Raw genomic sequence first — 16,894 nt, 5'->3', positions numbered from 1 at the left:
TGGTCAAGTGCGGCGCCGTCAGCGTGTCGCGATGTGCTCCTCAAGCGCCGCATTTGCCGCGCTGTTCGCCACCGCGTCTGCCAGCGCATTAGCCCATTCAGGCGCGCGCAGGTTCGACTCAGGCCACGCAGCCCACACCGCCTTCGCGAGCAAAGCACCTGCACCCGACTTACAATCGTTTCTTCTTTCGCCAATCCTGCCAGTCCGCCGCACATCGACGTGCGCGGCACCACGAGAATGACCATGGATATCGACCAGTACATGACCGACCTCGGCCGGCGCGCGCGCCAGGCTTCGCGCGCGATGGCGCGAGCCTCGACGGCGGCGAAGAACGCCGCGCTCGCGGCCGTCGCGCAGGCTATCGAGCGCGATGCCGCGCTGCTCAAGGAAGCCAATGCGCGCGACCTCGCGCGCGCCCGCGACAAGGGACACGACGCCGCGTTCATCGACCGTCTCACGCTGTCGGACAAAGCGTTGAACACGATGGTCGAAGGCTTGCGGCAGGTCGCGTCGCTGGCCGATCCGATCGGCGAGATCAGCAATCTGAAGTACCGGCCGAGCGGCATCCAGGTCGGCCAGATGCGCGTGCCGCTCGGTGTGATCGGCATCATCTACGAATCGCGTCCGAACGTGACGATCGACGCCGCGGCGCTGTGCCTCAAATCCGGCAACGCGACGATTCTGCGCGGCGGCTCGGAAGCGCTCGAATGCAACACCGCGCTGGCGAAGCTGATCGGCGAAGGGTTGCAAGCCGCCGGTTTGCCGCAGGACGCCGTGCAGGTGGTCGCCACGTCGGATCGCGCGGCGGTCGGCAAGCTGATCACGATGACCGAGTATGTCGACGTGATCGTGCCGCGCGGCGGCAAGAGCCTGATCGAGCGGCTGATCAACGAAGCGCGCGTGCCGATGATCAAGCACCTCGACGGCATCTGCCACGTGTATGTCGACGATCGCGCGGATCTCGCCAAGGCGCTGAACGTCTGCGACAACGCGAAGACGCACCGCTACGGCACCTGCAATACGATGGAAACGCTGCTGGTCGCGCGCGGCATCGCGGCTGACGTGCTGCCGCCGCTCGGCAAACTGTATCGCGGCAAGGATGTCGAGCTGCGCGTGGACGCGGCGGCACGCGCGGTGCTGGCGGATGCGGGTGTCGGTCCGCTCGTCGATGCGACCGAGGAAGACTGGCGCACCGAATACCTCGCGCCGGTGCTCGCGATCAAGGTGGTCGACGATCTCGACGCGGCGATCGATCACATCAACTCCTACAGCTCGCACCACACCGACGCGATCGTCACGGAAGACCACGATCGCGCGATGCGCTTCCTGCGTGAAGTGGATTCGGCGAGCGTGATGGTCAACGCGTCGACGCGTTTTGCCGACGGCTTCGAGTTCGGCCTGGGCGCGGAAATCGGCATTTCGAACGACAAGCTGCATGCGCGCGGCCCGGTCGGACTGGAAGGCCTGACCTCGCTCAAATACGTCGTGCTCGGTCACGGCGAAGGCCGTCAATAAGGCGGCATCATTTCTGGGCGCGGTGACAGGCGAGTGTGCCTGGCTGCGCCAGCCACAACGTTGCACGAGGACCGCTGATGCTTTGGGTAAAAACGTTTCACATCGTCCTGGTTGCCTCCTGGTTTGCCGGCCTGTTCTATTTGCCGCGCATCTTCGTCAATCTGGCGATGGAAACGGAACCCGCCGCTACCGCGCGCCTGCTGATCATGGCGCGCAAGCTGTTCCGCTTCATGACGCTGATCGCGGTGCCGGCGTTGGTGTGCGGGCTGTGGCTGTGGCTCGTGGTCGGCATCGGCAGCGGGCAGGGCTGGATTCACGCGAAGGTCGGCGTGGTCGTGCTGCTGGTCGTTTATCACGCGTATTGCGGCGTGCTGCTGCGGACATTCGAGCGCGGCGAGAATCGTCGCTCGGACAAGTGGTATCGGATGTTCAATGAGTTGCCGGTGTTGGGGATGCTCGCGGCGGTCGCGTTGGTCGTGATCAAGCCGTTCTGATTCCGCGCTTTTCATACGCGGCAGTGAACAACGAAGAAGGGCGGTTTGCCGGTTGATCGGCAAACCGCCCTTGTCGTTTCTGGCGTGCTGCTTTGCATGGGCGCTGCCGCGCCTCACCCGTGCGAGTCCACCCTGCGCCGGTGAATCACCTCCTTGGTCTGCGCGAGCTTTTCCAGCAGTTCCGGACCACGGCTGAGCGCCACGCCCACCGCCAGAATGTCGCCGATCGCCAGATGCGACACGCGCGAGGTCATCGGCGAAAAGATATCCGTGTCCTCGTCGACGTTCGCGAACAGGCCGACCGTCGCGAGGCGTGCCAGCGGCGAATTGCCGTGCGTAATCGCAATCACCTTCGCGCCCGCGTTGAGCGCGGCCTTCGCGGCGTCGATGATGTCGCGCGTGCGGCCGGTGTTCGAAATCGCGATCACGACGTCGCCTTCGCCCAATAGCGCCGCCGACATCAGAAACGTATGCGGGTCCGAATACGCGACGCTTGGCATGCCGAGCCGGAAGAACTTGTGCTGCACGTCGAGCGCGGCGATGCCCGAGCCGCCCGCGCCGTAAAACTCGATGCGACGCGCCTGCGCCAGCATCTCGATCGCCGCCGCCACGCTGTCCGACGACAGATTGTTGCGCACCTGGATCAGCGCGCCGATGGTCCGGTCGAGCACCTTAGCGGCGACGCCCGGCGTCGGCTCGTCGGGCCGCACGTCGCGATAGACGGCGGGCACCTCGGCGGCAATGCCCTGCGCGAGCCGGATCTTGAACTCCCGAAACCCCGAAAAGCCGAGCGCATGACAGAACCGCGCGATGGTCGGCTGGCTCACGCCCGCACGGGCGGCGACTTCGGTCATCGACAGGTCGAGCACCTCGCGGGGTGCTTCGATCACGTAATCGGCCAGCTTGCGCTCGGAGGGGCGCAGCTGCTCGCGCATCTCTTCCACTTGGGACAGCATCATTGGAAAACTCGCACTATGCTGAAGAATGCGTGGACTATATCTGATTGCATGAGAAGGTACAAAAACTACATATCTGGCTCTAGGTGTAATCCCTAGGTTTTTATCATTCAGCGCTTACTGGCTTCCAGTAAGGCGCAGCGCGACATGACCCAATGTCGCGGCGCAACAGGAAGCGGCGTTGCGATCGTGTAGTTTTTCTACTAAGATGGCGTCGTCGGTTGATCCGACGTCCCCGCGATACCTACCTGGCAAAGTGCGCGCGCGCCTGCCGCCAGCGACGAAGGAGCTCCGATGGTTTCCCCGCATTCGCAATTGTTGAAGGTCACGCGGCGCGTGATCGAGCGCAGCAAGCCCACCCGTGACGCGTATCTGGCCCGCATCCACCATGCGCAAGGCAAGTTCCCGGCGCGCGGCGCACTCTCGTGCGCCAACCTGGCTCACGGTTTCGCCGGTCTCGAGGGCAACGACAAGCTCGTCATCAAGCAGATCCGCGAGCCGAACATCGGCATCGTGTCCTCGTACAACGAGATGCTGTCGGCCCACGCGCCGTACAAAAACTACCCGGACATCATCAAGCAGGCCGCGCGTGAAAACGGCGGCGTCGCGCAATTCGCGGGCGGCGTGCCGGCCATGTGCGACGGCATCACGCAGGGCAACGCGGGCATGGAGCTGTCGCTGTTCTCGCGTGAAGTCATCGCGATGGGCACGGCTGTCGCGCTCACGCACAACATGTTCGATGCCGCGCTGTGCCTCGGCATCTGCGACAAGATCGTGCCGGGTCTGCTGATCGGCGCACTGCAATTCGGTCATCTGCCGACCATTTTCGTGCCGGCCGGCCCGATGGCGAGCGGCCTGTCCAACGACGACAAGGCGAAGACGCGCCAGCAGTTCGCCACCGGCCAATGCGGCCGCGACGCGCTGCTCGAAGCGGAAGCGGCCGCGTACCACAGCCACGGCACCTGCACGTTCTACGGCACCGCCAACAGCAACCAGATGCTCATGGAAGTAATGGGCCTGCATCTGCCGGGCTCGGCCTTCGTGCATCCGCATACGCCGCTGCGCGACGCGCTGACCGCGCAAGCCGCGCGCCGCGTGCTCGATCTGACGGTGGAACGCGGCAACTACATGCCGATCGGCCACGTGGTCGACGAGAAGGCGGTGGTCAACGGCATCGTCGCGTTGCTGGCGACAGGTGGCTCGACCAATCACACGCTGCACCTCGTGGCGATTGCGCGCGCGGCGGGCATCGTGATCGACTGGGACGACTTCGACACGCTGTCGCAAGTGGTGCCGCTGCTCGCGAAGATCTACCCGAACGGCAAGGCCGACGTGAATCACTTCCATGCGGCCGGCGGCGTCGCGTTCCTCGTGCGCAATCTGCTCGAAGGCGGCTTGCTGCACGACGACGTGAACACGGTCGCGGGCAAGGGGCTCGCGCATTACACCGAAGAGCCGAAGCTGCTCGACGGCAAGCTGCAATGGGTGCCGGCCGTCGAGGCGAGCGCGGACACGGCGGTGCTGCGCGGCATCGACGAGCCGTTCCAGCCGGACGGCGGCTTGCGCCTGATGCAGGGCAAACTCGGTCGCGGCGTGATCAAGATTTCGGCGGTGGCGGCGGCGCATCGCAAGGTGAAAGCGCCGGCGATCGTGTTCGATTCCCAGGAAGCGGTGCAGGAGGCGTTCGACAAAGGCGAGCTGAAGCGCGATTTCATCGCCGTGGTGCGCTTCCAGGGCGCGCGGGCAAACGGCATGCCCGAGCTGCATCGTTTGACGCCGCTGCTGGGTGTGTTGCAGGATCAGGGTTTCCATGTCGCACTGGTGACGGACGGCCGCATGTCCGGTGCGTCGGGCAAGGTGCCGGCGGTGATCCACCTGTCGCCGGAAGCGTTGCTGCAAGGCCCGATCGGCAAGGTGCGCACGGGCGACATGCTGGTGATCGACGCCGAAGCGGGCGTGCTGGACATCGAGATCGACGCGGCCGAATGGGCCGCGCGCCCGAACGCCGAGCCGCTGCATCAGGCGGAAAACGAAGTCGGCTTCGGCCGCGAACTGTTCGGCGTATTCCGCGCGGCGGCGGCGCCGGCGGAGCAGGGCGCGTCGGTGTTCGGCAAGATGGTGGGTGAAGACGCAACCCCGCGCGCGGATCAGCATGCAACGCATCGCGGTGCCGCGGCCAAAGCGCATACCGACAAACACACAAGCACCACGCAAACGAGCTAAGTGCTGCAGAAACAAGGAGTCTGACTATGACGTCGAAAACAGTAAGCGATATCGTGCGCCTCGGCCCGGTGATTCCGGTGCTCGCGTTCGACTCGGTCGACCAGGGCGAACACGTGTCGCGCGCGCTGCATGCGGGCGGCGTGAAGGTGCTGGAAATCACATTGCGCACGGCGGCCGGGCTCGAAGCGATCGAGCGCGCGAGCCAGCTGGCCGAGGACATCGTGGTCGGCGTCGGCACGATCACGAAGCCCGAGCACTGCGCGCAGGCCAAGAAGGCGGGCGCGCAATTCGGCGTCTCGCCGGGCCTCACGAGGGACATGCACAAGGCCGCGCAGGATGCGGGCTTGCCGCTGCTGCCGGGTGTGATGACGCCCACCGACATCATCACGGCGCTGGAGCTCGGCTACGAGATCGTGAAGTTTTTCCCGGCGCAGCAAGCCGGCGGCGTGCCCATGCTGCAGGCCTTCCACGGCCCGTTCCCGACGTTGAAATTCTGCCCGACCGGCGGCATCACGGCCGAAACGGCGCCGCATTTCCTGTCGCTGCCGAACGTGGTGTGCGTGGGCGGTTCCTGGCTCACGCCGAAGGCCGCGCTGGCCGCGCAGAACTGGGACGAAGTCACGCGTCTCGCACGGGCCGCCAGCCAGTTGGCCGCGCCGGCTCACTGAGCGCCGCGCGCACAACAAGCTGCCCAGCAGCGCTGACACGCAAAAGAGCCTCGCCGATACAGCCGCCCGGCTGTCGCGCCGAGGCTTCTTTGCGACTTGCATAGCGGATTCACGCGCGCTATCAGGAAACAAACAGTAAAATTCAGCGTCCGCGCGGTCAGCCGGGTTTTCGGCACCGCACAGGCCGCCGCGAGACGAAGTGCTGACCGTGTTCCGCACTCAAAATCAATAACGCAAAGGAGGAGCTTCATGGAAGCTGTCCACGGCAGCATGCTGCTGGTTTACGGGGTGATCGCGATCGCCTTGCTGATCTTGCTGATCACGCGCTACAAGGTTTATCCGTTCCTTGTTCTCATCATGGTGTCGCTGCTGCTCGGCCTCGTCGCCGGCATGCCGATGGCCACCATCGTCAAATCGTTCGAAACGGGTAACGGCAACACGCTTGGGCATATCGCGATCGTGGTCGGTCTCGGCACGATGCTCGGCAAGATGATGGCCGAATCGGGCGGCGCCGAGCGCGTCGCCACCACGCTGATCGACTTCTTCGGTGAGAAGCACATTCACTGGGCGATGATGGTCGTCGCGATCATCGTCGGCTTGCCGGTGTTCTTCGAGGTCGGTTTCGTGCTGCTGATTCCGATTGCGTTCAACGTCGCGAAGCGCACCAACAAATCGCTGCTGCTGGTCGGCCTGCCGATGGTCGCGGGTCTGTCCGTCGTGCACGGCCTGCTGCCGCCGCACCCGGCCGCGATGCTCGCGGTGCAGGCGTATCACGCGGATATCGGGCGGACCATTGCTTATGGTCTGATCGTCGGTGTGCCGACCGCGATCGTCGCCGGTCCGCTGTTCGCGCTGATGATCAGCCGCTACATCAAGTTGCCGAAGGAAAACGCGCTGGCCGCGCAATTTCTCGGCAGCGCCGCCGACAACGGCGACGCGAAAAACGGCGCGGCAAGCACGGCGCCGAAGCGTGAATTGCCGAGCTTCGGCGTCACGCTGTTCACGATCCTGTTGCCGGTGATCCTGATGCTGATCGGCAGCTGGGCCGATCTGATCTCCACGCCGAAGACTCTGCCGAACGATCTGCTGCGTTTCTTCGGCAACTCGGACGTCGCGCTGTTAACGGCCGTGCTGGTCAGCTTCTGGACCTTCGGCGCGAGCCGCGGGTTCAACCGCGAGCAGATCCAGAAGTTCTGCGGCGAATGCCTTGCGCCGATCGCGGGCATTACGCTGATCGTCGGCGCGGGCGGCGGCTTTGGCCGCGTGCTGATGGATAGCGGCATTTCGAAGGAAATCGTCAACGCGGCGACGTCGGTGCATATGTCGCCGCTGCTGTTCGGCTGGCTGGTCGCTGCGCTGATCCGTCTCGCCACCGGGTCGGCCACGGTCGCGATGACCACCGCATGCGGCATCGTCGCGCCGATCGCGGCGGCGGGCGCGGTGCAGGTCAAGCCGGAATTGCTCGTGCTCGCCACCGGTTCGGGCTCGCTGATCTTCTCGCACGTGAACGACGGCGGCTTCTGGCTGATCAAGGAGTACTTCGGTATGACGGTGGGGCAGACCTTCAAGACATGGTCGCTCCTCGAGACCATCATCTCGCTGATGGGTTTGGGCCTGACCTTCGCGCTCGCGGCGGTCCTGTAAAGAAGTAAGGAGTTTCTGATGATTTTGATCGCAATGGGCGTGTCGGGCGCCGGCAAGACGAGAATTGGCGAAATGCTGGCGGAGCGCCTGCACTGCGCGTTCACCGACGGCGACGCGTTTCACAGCGCCGCCAACAAGGAGAAGATGCACCACGGCATTCCGCTCACCGACGAAGACCGTTGGCCGTGGCTGAAAACCATCCGCGCCGCGATCGAAGGCAAGCAGAAGGCAGGCGAGACGGCGGTGTTCACGTGTTCGTCGCTCAAGCGCTCGTATCGCAACATCCTGCGCGACGGCGACAAGGACGTATGCTTCGTCTACCTGAAGGGCTCGCGCAAGGTGCTCGAAGAGCGCCTGACTACGCGCACCGGACACTTTTTCGATCCGTCGCTGCTGCAAAGCCAGCTCGACACGCTCGAAGAGCCGGGTGCGGACGAGGCGATCACGGTGAGCATCGAACTGTCGCCGGAAGCAATCGTCGACGACGTGTTGAAGCAGGTCGAAGCGCGGTGAGTTTGCGCTAGCTCATTCGCTCGTCGTTGTAGAGACGAAAAAAAGCCGCTCCTCGGAGCGGCTTTTTTATGCCCGCCTCTCGCGCGGACGAGGCGGCCTTGCATCGAGCGGGAAAATCAGCCGATGCGCTTCGCCAGTTCGACCGCCTTGCCGATGTACGAACCCGGCGTCATCGCGAGCAGGCGGTCTTTTGCGTCCTGCGGAATCGCGAGGCCGCTCACGAAGGTTTGCAGCGCTTCACGCGTGATGCCCTTGCCGCGCGTCAGTTCCTTCAACTGCTCGTACGGGTTCTCGATGCCGTAGCGGCGCATCACCGTTTGCACCGGCTCGGCCAGCACTTCCCAGCAGTTGTCGAGGTCTTCGTTCAGACCCTGCGCGTTCACTTCGAGCTTGTCGAGACCGCGGATCAGCGAGTCGTACGCGAGCAGCGAGTAACCGAACGCGACGCCGATGTTGCGCAGCACCGTCGAGTCGGTCAAATCGCGCTGCCAGCGCGACACCGGCAACTTGTCGGCCAGATGGCGCAGCGTGGCGTTCGCGAGACCGAGGTTGCCTTCGGAGTTTTCGAAGTCGATCGGGTTGACCTTGTGCGGCATCGTCGACGAGCCGATTTCGCCGGCCTTGGTGCGCTGCTTGAAGTAGCCGACCGAGATGTAGCCCCACACGTCGCGGTCCAGATCCAGCAGGATCGTGTTGGCGCGCGAGACCGCGTCGAACAGTTCGGCCATGTAGTCGTGCGGCTCGATCTGGATCGTGTACGGATTGAACGTGAGCTTCAGGCGCTGCTCGACCACTTCGCGCGAGAATGCTTCCCAGTCGAACTCCGGATACGCCGAGAGATGCGCATTGAAGTTGCCGACCGCGCCGTTCATCTTGCCGAGCAGTTCGACCTTCGCAATACGGTCGATCGCGCGTTCGAGGCGCGCGGCGACGTTGGCCATTTCCTTGCCGAGCGTGGTCGGGCTGGCCGGCTGGCCGTGCGTGCGCGACAACATCGGTTGAGCGGCGTGAGCATGTGCCAGCGCGACGAGGCGTTGATGCACCGAGCGCAGCGCGGGCAGGATCACGTGTTCACGCGCGCCGGCGAGCATCAGGCCGTGCGACGTGTTGTTGATGTCTTCCGAGGTGCACGCGAAGTGGATGAACTCGCTCGCGCGTTCCAGTTCTTCCTGACCCTTGACCGATTCCTTCAGCCAGTACTCGACCGCTTTCACGTCGTGATTCGTTACGCGTTCGATGTCCTTGATGCGCGCGGCGTCGTGCGCGGTGAAGCGCTCGGCCAGTTGCAGCAGGAATTGCTCGGACGCTTCGGAAAAGCGCGGCACTTCGGCGAAGCCGGCGCGCGATAGCGCGATCAGCCAGTGGATTTCAACTGTCACGCGATTGCGCATGAAGGCGGCTTCCGAGAGCCAGTCGCGCAGGGCTTCGGTTTTCGACGCATAGCGGCCGTCGAGCGGGGAGAGCGCGTTGAGCGCGAACAGGGTGTCGGGGCGGGTGTCGGACATGATGGGGACCGGGTCGAAGCGTTGAGCGCTCAGAGAGCGGATCGGGAACGGAGGGAACCGCGAATTTTACCACTGTGCGGGTGGCAGGCCGTTGGCGGCCGCGAATTTGCCGCGCGCGAGGCCGTGAGGCGCGGAGCGTGGCGGCTTTGCAGCCTGTTCGTAGCTTCCGCTGCGTGACCGCGGCACGCCGCCCCGCGACCTGGCTCGTCACGCTGGAGGCGGATCCAAAGCCAAAGCCAAAGCCAAAGCCAAAGCCGCGCCTCGACCCGCAGCGCCACGCTGCGCCCGCGCCGCTAGAATGCTGACTTCTTCCTCCTGCCCGGCAGCACACTTCGCATGGAACTGAAATGGCTCGAAGACTTCGTTTCGCTCGCGGAAACGCGTAGTTTCAGCCGCTCGGCCGAACTGCGCCACGTCACGCAACCAGCTTTTTCACGGCGCATCCAGGCACTCGAAGCGTGGCTCGGCACGGAACTGATCGACCGTTCGGTTTATCCGACGCGGCTCACGGCGGCCGGCCAGGTGTTCAACGAGCAGGCGCTCGCGATGCTGTCGCAATTCCACGAGGCGCGCGCGCTGCTGCGCGGCCATACGGCGACGCCCCAGGCAACCATCGAATTTGCCGTGCCGCATACGTTGTCGCTCACGTATTTTCCGCGCTGGCTGCAACGCATCGAAGCGCAGATGGGCCCGATCCATACGCGGCTGCGCGCGCTGAACGTGCACGACGCGGCGTTGTCGCTGGTGGAAGGCGGCTGCGATCTGATGATGGGCTATCACCATCCGAGCCATCCGGTCGCGCTCGATCCGGCTCGCTACGACATGCTGACGCTCGGCAACGAGCCGATCAGCCCGTTCTCGGCGCCGGGCCGCGCCGGCCGGCCGCGCCACACCTTGCCGGGCACGGCCGAGGCGCCCGCGCCGTATCTGTCCTACACGCCGAACGCGTATCTGGGGCGCATGACCGAAGTGATCCTCGCAAATGCGCCCGAGCGTCTGTACCTGGACCGGTTGTACGAGACCGACATGGCCGAAGGGCTCAAGGCGATGGCGCTGGCCGGCCATGGCATCGCGTTTCTGCCGCACAGCGCGGTGGAAGACGCGGTCGCCGACGGCAAGCTGATCCGCCTCGATCGTGCGACACGCGGCACGCCGGAAGGACAGCTCACGCTGAGCATGGAGATTCGCCTCTACCGCGACAAGCTCGCGGCGAAAAGCGACGATGCGCGGCAGATACTCGTGCGGCAGTTGTGGGAGGTGGTGTCGGCGGAACTGGGGCAGGACGCAGCATAAAAGGCACCGCGAGGGCACCGCCAGGGGACGGTGAAACCTGCGCCGCCACGACGTGAATTTGCAGCTTTCCGAAGGTTATGCAAAAAAAACATAATCGGATAAGGAAACGGCATTGGATTTCAAAACGACGTTTTTCGACAATGCACGTATTCGATCAACGCCGGAGCGTTCATGTCTTCCCAGCAGCAAGCCGCCCAAGCAGTCCAATCCGCAGCATCGTTGCAGTCCGTTCCCTCCTACCTCAACAGCGAAGACCTCGGCCCCTGGGGCAACTATCTGCGCCAGGTCGACCGCGTCGCGCCGTACCTCGGCTCGCTGTCGCGCTGGCTCGAAACCCTCAAGCGCCCGAAGCGCATCCTGATCGTCGACGTGCCCATCGAACTCGATAACGGCACCGTCGCGCACTTCGAAGGCTATCGCGTACAGCACAACGTGTCGCGCGGTCCGGGCAAGGGCGGCGTGCGGTATCACCAGGACGTGACGCTGTCGGAAGTGATGGCGCTGTCCGCGTGGATGTCGGTGAAGAACGCGGCCGTGAACGTGCCGTACGGCGGCGCGAAGGGCGGCATCCGCGTCGATCCGCGCACGCTCTCGCGGGGCGAACTGGAGCGCATGACGCGCCGCTACACGAGCGAGATCGGCATCATTATCGGACCGAATACCGACATTCCCGCGCCGGACGTGAACACGAACGAGCAGATCATGGCGTGGATGATGGACACGTACTCGATGAACCAGGGCCAAACGGCGACCGGTGTGGTGACCGGCAAGCCGATCACGCTCGGCGGTTCGCTCGGCCGCCGCGAGGCGACGGGCCGCGGCGTGTTCGTGGTGGGCTGCGAAGCGGCGCGCCGCATCGGCTTCGATATCGAAGGCGCGCGCATCGCGGTGCAGGGCTTCGGCAACGTCGGCGGGATTGCCGCGCGGTTGTTCCAGGAAGCGGGTGCGAAGGTGGTCGCGGTGCAGGATCACACCGGTTCGCTGTACAAATCGACCGGCATCGATGCGGGCGCGTTGCTCGAACACGTCGCGAAGACGGGCGGCGTGGGTGGTTTCCCTGAAGCGGACGCCGTGAGCAACGAGGAATTCTGGACCATCGAATCGGACATCCTGATTCCGGCTGCATTGGAAAACCAGATCACCGAGAAGAACGCCGGCAAGATCAGGACCAAAATCATTGTGGAAGGCGCCAACGGCCCGACCACCACGGCGGCCGACGACATCCTGCACGATCGCGGCATTCTCGTGATTCCGGACGTGGTGGCCAACGCGGGCGGCGTGACGGTGTCCTATTTCGAATGGGTGCAGGACTTCTCGAGCTTCTTCTGGACCGAGGACGAGATCAACCAGCGTCTGGAGCGCGTGATGCGTGAGGCATTTGCCGCGGTATGGCAGGTGTCGAGCGAACAGAACGTGTCGGTGCGGACCGCGGCGTTTATCGTCGCTTGTAAGCGGATTCTGCAAGCGCGCGAAATGCGCGGCCTGTATCCCTGATTTACGTTTGAACGGCGAGTGCGCTACCCTGCGGATTCGCCGGCAATTTTTGCCTTGACGCGGTCCACGAGACGGCGTGTCGTACCCGGCGGGCGGCATCGGATCGATGCCGCCCGCCTTTGCATATCCGGAACCGGTCCGCGGATCGGTCGAAGGCGTCCCGCGCCCGTAGCGGCGCGCGCGCAACAACATGGTTTATAGCCATACTTTCAGAATAATTACTTTGCTAAACTGGCGCCGGTTCTTGCCAAGGAGATCACAACATGAAGGTTAAAAAAGCTGCGCTGCTGCTCGCGACTCTCGGACTGTTTACGGTTGGCGCGCAGGCGCAAGACGCGGGTACGCTGAAGAAGATCAAGGACACGGGCGTCATTTCGCTGGGCCACCGCGAATCGTCCATCCCGTTCTCGTACTACGACGACAAGCAGAATGTCATCGGCTACTCGCAGGAATTCGCCATGAAAGTGGTGGAAGCCGTCAAGCAGAAGCTGAACATGCCTAACCTGAAGGTGAAGCTGACTCCGGTGACGTCGCAAAACCGTATTCCGCTCGTGCAGAACGGCACGGTGGACATCGAATGCGGCTCGACCACGAATAACCTCGAGCGCCAGCAACAGGCCGCGTTCTCGAACACGATCTTCGTGATCGGCACGCGCATGATGACCAAGAAGGACTCCGGCATCAAGGACTGGGCGGACCTGAAGGGCAAGACGGTCGTCACGACCGCCGGCACCACCTCCGAGCGCCTGCTTCGCAAGATGAACCAGGACAAGAGCATGGGCATGAACATCATCAGCGCGAAGGACCACGGCGAGTCGTTCCTGACGCTGTCGACGGGCCGCGCCGCGGCGTTCATGATGGACGACGCACTGCTCGCGGGCGAACGCGCGAAGTCGAACAACCCGAACGATTTCGTGATCGTCGGCACGCCGCAATCGCGTGAAGCGTACGGCTGCATGATGCGCAAGAACGATCCGGAGTTCAAGAAGGTCGCCGACGACGCGATCGCCAAGGTCCAGACCTCGGGCGAAGCCGATGCGATCTACAAGAAGTGGTTCGAATCGCCGATCCCGCCGAAGGGCCTGAACCTGAACTTCCCGCAAAGCGACGATATGCGGGCGCTGTTCAAGAATCCGAATGACAAGGCAATCGATTAAACCTCAGGTGTTTTTTTGAAACGCTGAACGAAACGGAAGGAGCCACGCGCTTCTTCCGTTTCTTTTTGCTGGAGTCTTGGTCATGTCATATCACTGGAACTGGGGCATTCTGCTGAGTCCGGTCTCCACCGGCGAGCCGACCACCTATCTGGGCTGGTTGTTCTCGGGCCTCTGGGTGACGATCACCGTGTCGCTGGCGGCATGGGTGATCGCGCTGATCGTCGGCTCGCTGTTTGGCGTGCTGCGCACGGTGCCGAACAAGTGGGCGTCGGGCATCGGCACGGTCTACGTTGCGATTTTCCGTAACATTCCGCTGATCGTGCAGTTCTTCATCTGGTATCTGGTGATACCGGAGCTGCTGCCCGTGTCGATAGGCAACTGGTTCAAGCAACTGCCGCCAGGCGCGCAGTTCTTCTCGTCGTCGATCATCTGTCTCGGGCTGTTCACTTCTGCGCGCGTATGCGAGCAGGTGCGCTCGGGCATCAACGCGTTGCCGCGCGGCCAGCGCGCCGCGGGTCTCGCGGTGGGCTTCACGCAATGGCAGACGTATCGCTATGTGCTGCTGCCGGTCGCGTACCGGATCATCGTGCCGCCGCTCACGTCCGAATTTCTGAACATCTTCAAGAACTCGGCGGTCGCTTCGACGATCGGTCTGCTGGATCTGTCCGCGCAGGCGCGCCAGCTGGTCGACTACACGTCGCAAACCTATGAGTCGTTCATCGCGGTCACGGTGGCGTACATGCTGATCAATCTGGTCGTGATGCAACTGATGCGCTGGGTCGAAGCCAGAACCCGGTTGCCCGGCTATATCGGAGGCAAGTGATGCACCATTTCGACTGGAGCGGTATTCCGGGCGCACTGCCTACACTGTGGACCGGCGCCATCGTCACCTTCAAGATCACACTGATCGCGATCGTGTTCGGCATCGTCTGGGGCACCATTCTCGCGATGCTGCGGTTGTCGTCGTTCAAACCCTTCGAGTGGTTCGCGAAGGGTTACGTGACGATCTTCCGTTCGATCCCGCTGGTGATGGTGCTGCTGTGGTTCTTCCTGATCGTGCCGCAAGTGCTGCAGAACGTGCTCGGGCTGTCGCCGGATATCGACATTCGCCTTGCCTCGGCAATGGTCGCGTTCTCGCTGTTCGAGGCCGCGTACTATTCGGAGATCATCCGCGCCGGCATTCAATCGGTGCCGCGCGGCCAGGTCAACGCGGCGTTCGCGCTCGGCATGACCTACGCGCAGTCGATGCGCCTGATCGTGCTGCCGCAGGCGTTCCGCGCGATGGTGCCGCTGCTGCTCACGCAGGGTATCGTGCTGTTTCAGGATACGTCGCTCGTCTACGTGATCAGCCTCGCCGACTTCTTCCGCACCGCCACGAATATTGGCGACCGTGACGGTACGAACATCGAGATGGTACTGTTCGCGGGCGCGTGTTATTTCGTGATCTGTGTGGTCGCGTCGAGCCTCGTCAAAGGTCTTCAGAAAAAGGTCGCAAGATGATCTCTATCAAGAATGTTTCGAAGTGGTACGGTCAGTTTCAAGTGCTGACCGACTGCACGACGGAAGTCAAAAAAGGTGAAGTGGTGGTGGTGTGCGGGCCGTCAGGCTCGGGCAAGTCCACGCTGATCAAAACCGTCAACGGTCTCGAGCCGTTCCAGAAGGGCGAGATCGTCATCAACGGCCAGTCGCTGACCGACAAGAAAACCAATCTGTCGAAGCTGCGTTCGAAGGTCGGCATGGTGTTCCAGCACTTCGAACTGTTCCCGCATCTGTCGATCGTGCAGAACCTGACGCTCGCGCAGGTGAAAGTGCTCGGCCGCTCGAACGACGAAGCCACCGCGAAGGGGCTGAAGCTGCTCGATCGCGTGGGCTTGCGCGCGCATGCGGACAAGTTTCCGGGGCAGTTGTCGGGTGGTCAGCAGCAGCGCGTGGCGATTGCGCGCGCGTTGTCGATGGACCCGATCGCGATGCTGTTCGACGAACCGACTTCGGCACTCGATCCGGAAATGATCAACGAAGTGCTCGACGTGATGGTCGAACTCGCACAGGAAGGCATGACCATGATGTGCGTCACGCACGAAATGGGCTTCGCGAAGAAGGTCGCGCACCGCGTGATCTTCATGGACAAGGGCTTGATCGTCGAAGATGACCGCAAGGAAGACTTCTTTGCGAATCCGAAGTCGGATCGTGCGAAGGATTTTCTGGCGAAGATCCTGCACTGAGTTTCGTGTGCGGACCGGCCGGTATGGGCCGGCTCGTGCTGACCGAAAAAAAGCCGCTCCCTGGAGCGGCTTTTTTGTTGCTGGCGGGTGCGCGATCAGTCGCTCAGGACTCGAAGGCCGCGGCGTCGTCAGCCGCTTCGAGGTCGGCTTCGCTGTCGTGAGCCATGATTCCCGTCCCGGCGGCCGACGCCGCGATCGTCGTGGCCGAGGCCGACGCATCCAGCGTGGGATTGCGCAGCTTCTCCAGGACCGATGCCGGCACCGGCACGTTGATGCGGCCGATCACTTCGCCATGCTGGAACATCATCAGGTCGCCCGGCTCGAATGCGCTCCAGATTTCGTTGTCGGTCAGCGGCTTGGTGGCGATCACCGCGACGCGGTCTTCGGGCGTCGTGTACTTGGCGAAGTCGATCGAGACGTCGGCGTCGACCAGATGCGCGGTCGAAAACGGCCAGCGCCGCACGATGTAATGCAGATGCGTCGAGCAATGCGCGAACAGCGCCTGGCCGTTCGACATCAGAAAATTGAACACGCCGAATTGCGTGATTTCACGCGTGAGCGTTTCGAGCGTGGCGAACAGTTCGTCGAGCGGCGGCTGTTGCGCGCCCGGAAACGCCTTGCGCAAACCCTCGAGCAACGCGCAGAAAGCGAGTTCGCTGTCGGTCGTGCCGACCGGCTGATACACGCCCGACAGTTGCGGCGCATAGTCTTTCAGATCGCCGTTGTGCGCGAAGATCCAGTGACGCCCCCACAGTTCGCGCATGAACGGATGGCAGTTTTCGAGCAGGATGTGCCCTTGCGTCGCCTTGCGGATATGCGCGATGGTGTTCTTCGATTTGATCGGATAACGCTTGACCATCTCGGCGATCGGCGAGGTGGCCGACGATTGATGGTCGATGAACAGGCGGCAGGCTTTATCTTCGAAGAAGGCGATTCCCCAGCCGTCGGCATGGTGATCGGTGACGCCGCCGCGCGCCGCAAAGCCGGTGAACGAGAACGTGACGTCCGTCGGCGCGGCGCAGTTCATTCCGAGAAGTTGGCACATGTTGCGGGTAAGCCTGTGAACGGGGCGAGCCGTTACAATGATGATTTTCCAAGCATATCACCGAGCCAGAAACGCCAAATAGCGAAATTGACGTGTGTTTGGGCCGCAACAGGGCGGTTTGACCGGGTCGATTGGCTTTTGTCGCCGAATCTCGTTCCCCCTTTC

General features: G+C 63.2%; 15 protein-coding genes. 12 read left to right on the top strand and 3 right to left on the bottom strand.

Annotated elements, in window-relative coordinates:
- The first annotated feature begins 243 nt into the window (after window positions 1–243).
- Together PQQ53_RS29825 and PQQ53_RS29820 are read left to right on the top strand one after the other, a co-directional pair.
- Entirely contained in the window at window positions 244–1,515 is a 1,272-nt protein-coding gene (locus PQQ53_RS29825; protein WP_408328184.1) for a glutamate-5-semialdehyde dehydrogenase, read from the top strand.
- Between the two features lie 77 nt (window positions 1,516–1,592).
- A complete protein-coding gene (locus PQQ53_RS29820; RefSeq protein WP_408147792.1) occupies window positions 1,593–2,009 on the top strand; it encodes a CopD family protein in 417 nt (138 codons plus the stop codon).
- Window positions 2,010–2,122: 113 nt separating this feature from the next.
- On the opposite strand, the gene PQQ53_RS29815 is transcribed toward PQQ53_RS29820, so the two are convergent.
- The gene (locus tag PQQ53_RS29815) at window positions 2,123–2,968 is read right to left on the bottom strand and encodes a MurR/RpiR family transcriptional regulator (RefSeq protein ID WP_408156481.1); all 846 of its coding nucleotides are present in this window, start codon (window positions 2,966–2,968) and stop codon (window positions 2,123–2,125) included.
- 291 nt (window positions 2,969–3,259) lie between these two features.
- Here PQQ53_RS29815 and edd point away from each other — a divergent pair, with 291 nt between their 5' ends.
- From edd to PQQ53_RS29795, 4 genes are all read left to right on the top strand, one after another.
- Window positions 3,260–5,188, top strand: coding sequence for a phosphogluconate dehydratase (edd, locus tag PQQ53_RS29810; RefSeq protein ID WP_408147796.1), 1,929 nt, complete (start codon window positions 3,260–3,262; stop codon window positions 5,186–5,188).
- A gap of 26 nt (window positions 5,189–5,214) precedes the next feature.
- Window positions 5,215–5,856: a bifunctional 4-hydroxy-2-oxoglutarate aldolase/2-dehydro-3-deoxy-phosphogluconate aldolase gene (gene eda / locus PQQ53_RS29805; RefSeq protein WP_408147798.1), complete on the top strand. Its 642-nt coding sequence runs from the start codon at window positions 5,215–5,217 to the stop codon at window positions 5,854–5,856.
- A gap of 249 nt (window positions 5,857–6,105) precedes the next feature.
- Window positions 6,106–7,500, top strand: a complete 1,395-nt coding sequence (locus PQQ53_RS29800) for a GntP family permease (RefSeq protein WP_408147800.1) — start codon at window positions 6,106–6,108, stop codon at window positions 7,498–7,500.
- A gap of 18 nt (window positions 7,501–7,518) precedes the next feature.
- Window positions 7,519–8,013, top strand: coding sequence for a gluconokinase (locus PQQ53_RS29795; RefSeq protein WP_408328181.1), 495 nt, complete (start codon window positions 7,519–7,521; stop codon window positions 8,011–8,013).
- A 116-nt stretch (window positions 8,014–8,129) separates the two neighbouring features.
- Here the strand turns inward: PQQ53_RS29795 and purB are convergent, their stop codons facing one another.
- Window positions 8,130–9,518, bottom strand: coding sequence for an adenylosuccinate lyase (gene purB / locus PQQ53_RS29790; RefSeq protein ID WP_408156483.1), 1,389 nt, complete (start codon window positions 9,516–9,518; stop codon window positions 8,130–8,132).
- Window positions 9,519–9,854: 336 nt separating this feature from the next.
- Here purB and PQQ53_RS29785 point away from each other — a divergent pair, with 336 nt between their 5' ends.
- The 6 genes from PQQ53_RS29785 to PQQ53_RS29760 all read left to right on the top strand — a co-directional run bounded on the left by PQQ53_RS29785 (window position 9,855) and on the right by PQQ53_RS29760 (window position 15,684).
- Window positions 9,855–10,811: a LysR family transcriptional regulator gene (locus PQQ53_RS29785; protein ID WP_408147805.1), complete on the top strand. Its 957-nt coding sequence runs from the start codon at window positions 9,855–9,857 to the stop codon at window positions 10,809–10,811.
- A 171-nt stretch (window positions 10,812–10,982) separates the two neighbouring features.
- Window positions 10,983–12,305 (top strand): Glu/Leu/Phe/Val family dehydrogenase, encoded by a 1,323-nt coding sequence (locus PQQ53_RS29780; protein WP_408156487.1) that lies wholly within the window; start codon window positions 10,983–10,985, stop codon window positions 12,303–12,305.
- Between the two features lie 263 nt (window positions 12,306–12,568).
- Entirely contained in the window at window positions 12,569–13,462 is an 894-nt protein-coding gene (locus PQQ53_RS29775) for a glutamate/aspartate ABC transporter substrate-binding protein (protein WP_168665274.1), read from the top strand.
- An 82-nt stretch (window positions 13,463–13,544) separates the two neighbouring features.
- Window positions 13,545–14,285: an amino acid ABC transporter permease gene (locus PQQ53_RS29770; RefSeq protein ID WP_408147809.1), complete on the top strand. Its 741-nt coding sequence runs from the start codon at window positions 13,545–13,547 to the stop codon at window positions 14,283–14,285.
- Window positions 14,285–14,962, top strand: coding sequence for a glutamate/aspartate ABC transporter permease GltK (gene gltK / locus PQQ53_RS29765; protein ID WP_408147811.1), 678 nt, complete (start codon window positions 14,285–14,287; stop codon window positions 14,960–14,962). Before PQQ53_RS29770 ends, gltK begins: the two co-directional genes overlap by 1 nt.
- The gene (locus PQQ53_RS29760; protein WP_042320997.1) at window positions 14,959–15,684 is read left to right on the top strand and encodes an amino acid ABC transporter ATP-binding protein; all 726 of its coding nucleotides are present in this window, start codon (window positions 14,959–14,961) and stop codon (window positions 15,682–15,684) included. The genes gltK and PQQ53_RS29760 overlap by 4 nt, the downstream gene beginning before the upstream one ends.
- A 103-nt stretch (window positions 15,685–15,787) precedes the next feature.
- Here the strand turns inward: PQQ53_RS29760 and PQQ53_RS29755 are convergent, their stop codons facing one another.
- On the bottom strand, window positions 15,788–16,729 hold the full coding sequence (locus PQQ53_RS29755) for a class II glutamine amidotransferase (RefSeq protein WP_408328178.1): 942 nt from the start codon (window positions 16,727–16,729) through the stop codon (window positions 15,788–15,790).
- Window positions 16,730–16,894: the final 165 nt, after the last annotated feature.

This window comes from Paraburkholderia strydomiana, assembly GCF_046030495.1.
Taxonomy (GTDB): domain Bacteria; phylum Pseudomonadota; class Gammaproteobacteria; order Burkholderiales; family Burkholderiaceae; genus Paraburkholderia; species Paraburkholderia strydomiana_A.
Note: the sequence above shows the minus strand (reverse complement) of the source record. Positions and strands in the feature narration are given on the sequence as shown.

Excerpts from the sequence above, each read along its gene's own strand:
- PQQ53_RS29825 (WP_408328184.1), top strand. The coding sequence starts at position 244 with ATGGATATCGACCAGTACATGACCGACCTCGGCCGGCGCGCGCGCCAG.
- PQQ53_RS29820 (WP_408147792.1), top strand. The coding sequence starts at position 1,593 with ATGCTTTGGGTAAAAACGTTTCACATCGTCCTGGTTGCCTCCTGGTTT.
- PQQ53_RS29815 (WP_408156481.1), bottom strand. The coding sequence starts at position 2,968 with ATGATGCTGTCCCAAGTGGAAGAGATGCGCGAGCAGCTGCGCCCCTCC.
- edd (WP_408147796.1), top strand. The coding sequence starts at position 3,260 with ATGGTTTCCCCGCATTCGCAATTGTTGAAGGTCACGCGGCGCGTGATC.
- eda (WP_408147798.1), top strand. The coding sequence starts at position 5,215 with ATGACGTCGAAAACAGTAAGCGATATCGTGCGCCTCGGCCCGGTGATT.
- PQQ53_RS29800 (WP_408147800.1), top strand. The coding sequence starts at position 6,106 with ATGGAAGCTGTCCACGGCAGCATGCTGCTGGTTTACGGGGTGATCGCG.
- PQQ53_RS29795 (WP_408328181.1), top strand. The coding sequence starts at position 7,519 with ATGATTTTGATCGCAATGGGCGTGTCGGGCGCCGGCAAGACGAGAATT.
- purB (WP_408156483.1), bottom strand. The coding sequence starts at position 9,518 with ATGTCCGACACCCGCCCCGACACCCTGTTCGCGCTCAACGCGCTCTCC.
- PQQ53_RS29785 (WP_408147805.1), top strand. The coding sequence starts at position 9,855 with ATGGAACTGAAATGGCTCGAAGACTTCGTTTCGCTCGCGGAAACGCGT.
- PQQ53_RS29780 (WP_408156487.1), top strand. The coding sequence starts at position 10,983 with ATGTCTTCCCAGCAGCAAGCCGCCCAAGCAGTCCAATCCGCAGCATCG.
- PQQ53_RS29775 (WP_168665274.1), top strand. The coding sequence starts at position 12,569 with ATGAAGGTTAAAAAAGCTGCGCTGCTGCTCGCGACTCTCGGACTGTTT.
- PQQ53_RS29770 (WP_408147809.1), top strand. The coding sequence starts at position 13,545 with ATGTCATATCACTGGAACTGGGGCATTCTGCTGAGTCCGGTCTCCACC.
- gltK (WP_408147811.1), top strand. The coding sequence starts at position 14,285 with ATGCACCATTTCGACTGGAGCGGTATTCCGGGCGCACTGCCTACACTG.
- PQQ53_RS29760 (WP_042320997.1), top strand. The coding sequence starts at position 14,959 with ATGATCTCTATCAAGAATGTTTCGAAGTGGTACGGTCAGTTTCAAGTG.
- PQQ53_RS29755 (WP_408328178.1), bottom strand. The coding sequence starts at position 16,729 with ATGTGCCAACTTCTCGGAATGAACTGCGCCGCGCCGACGGACGTCACG.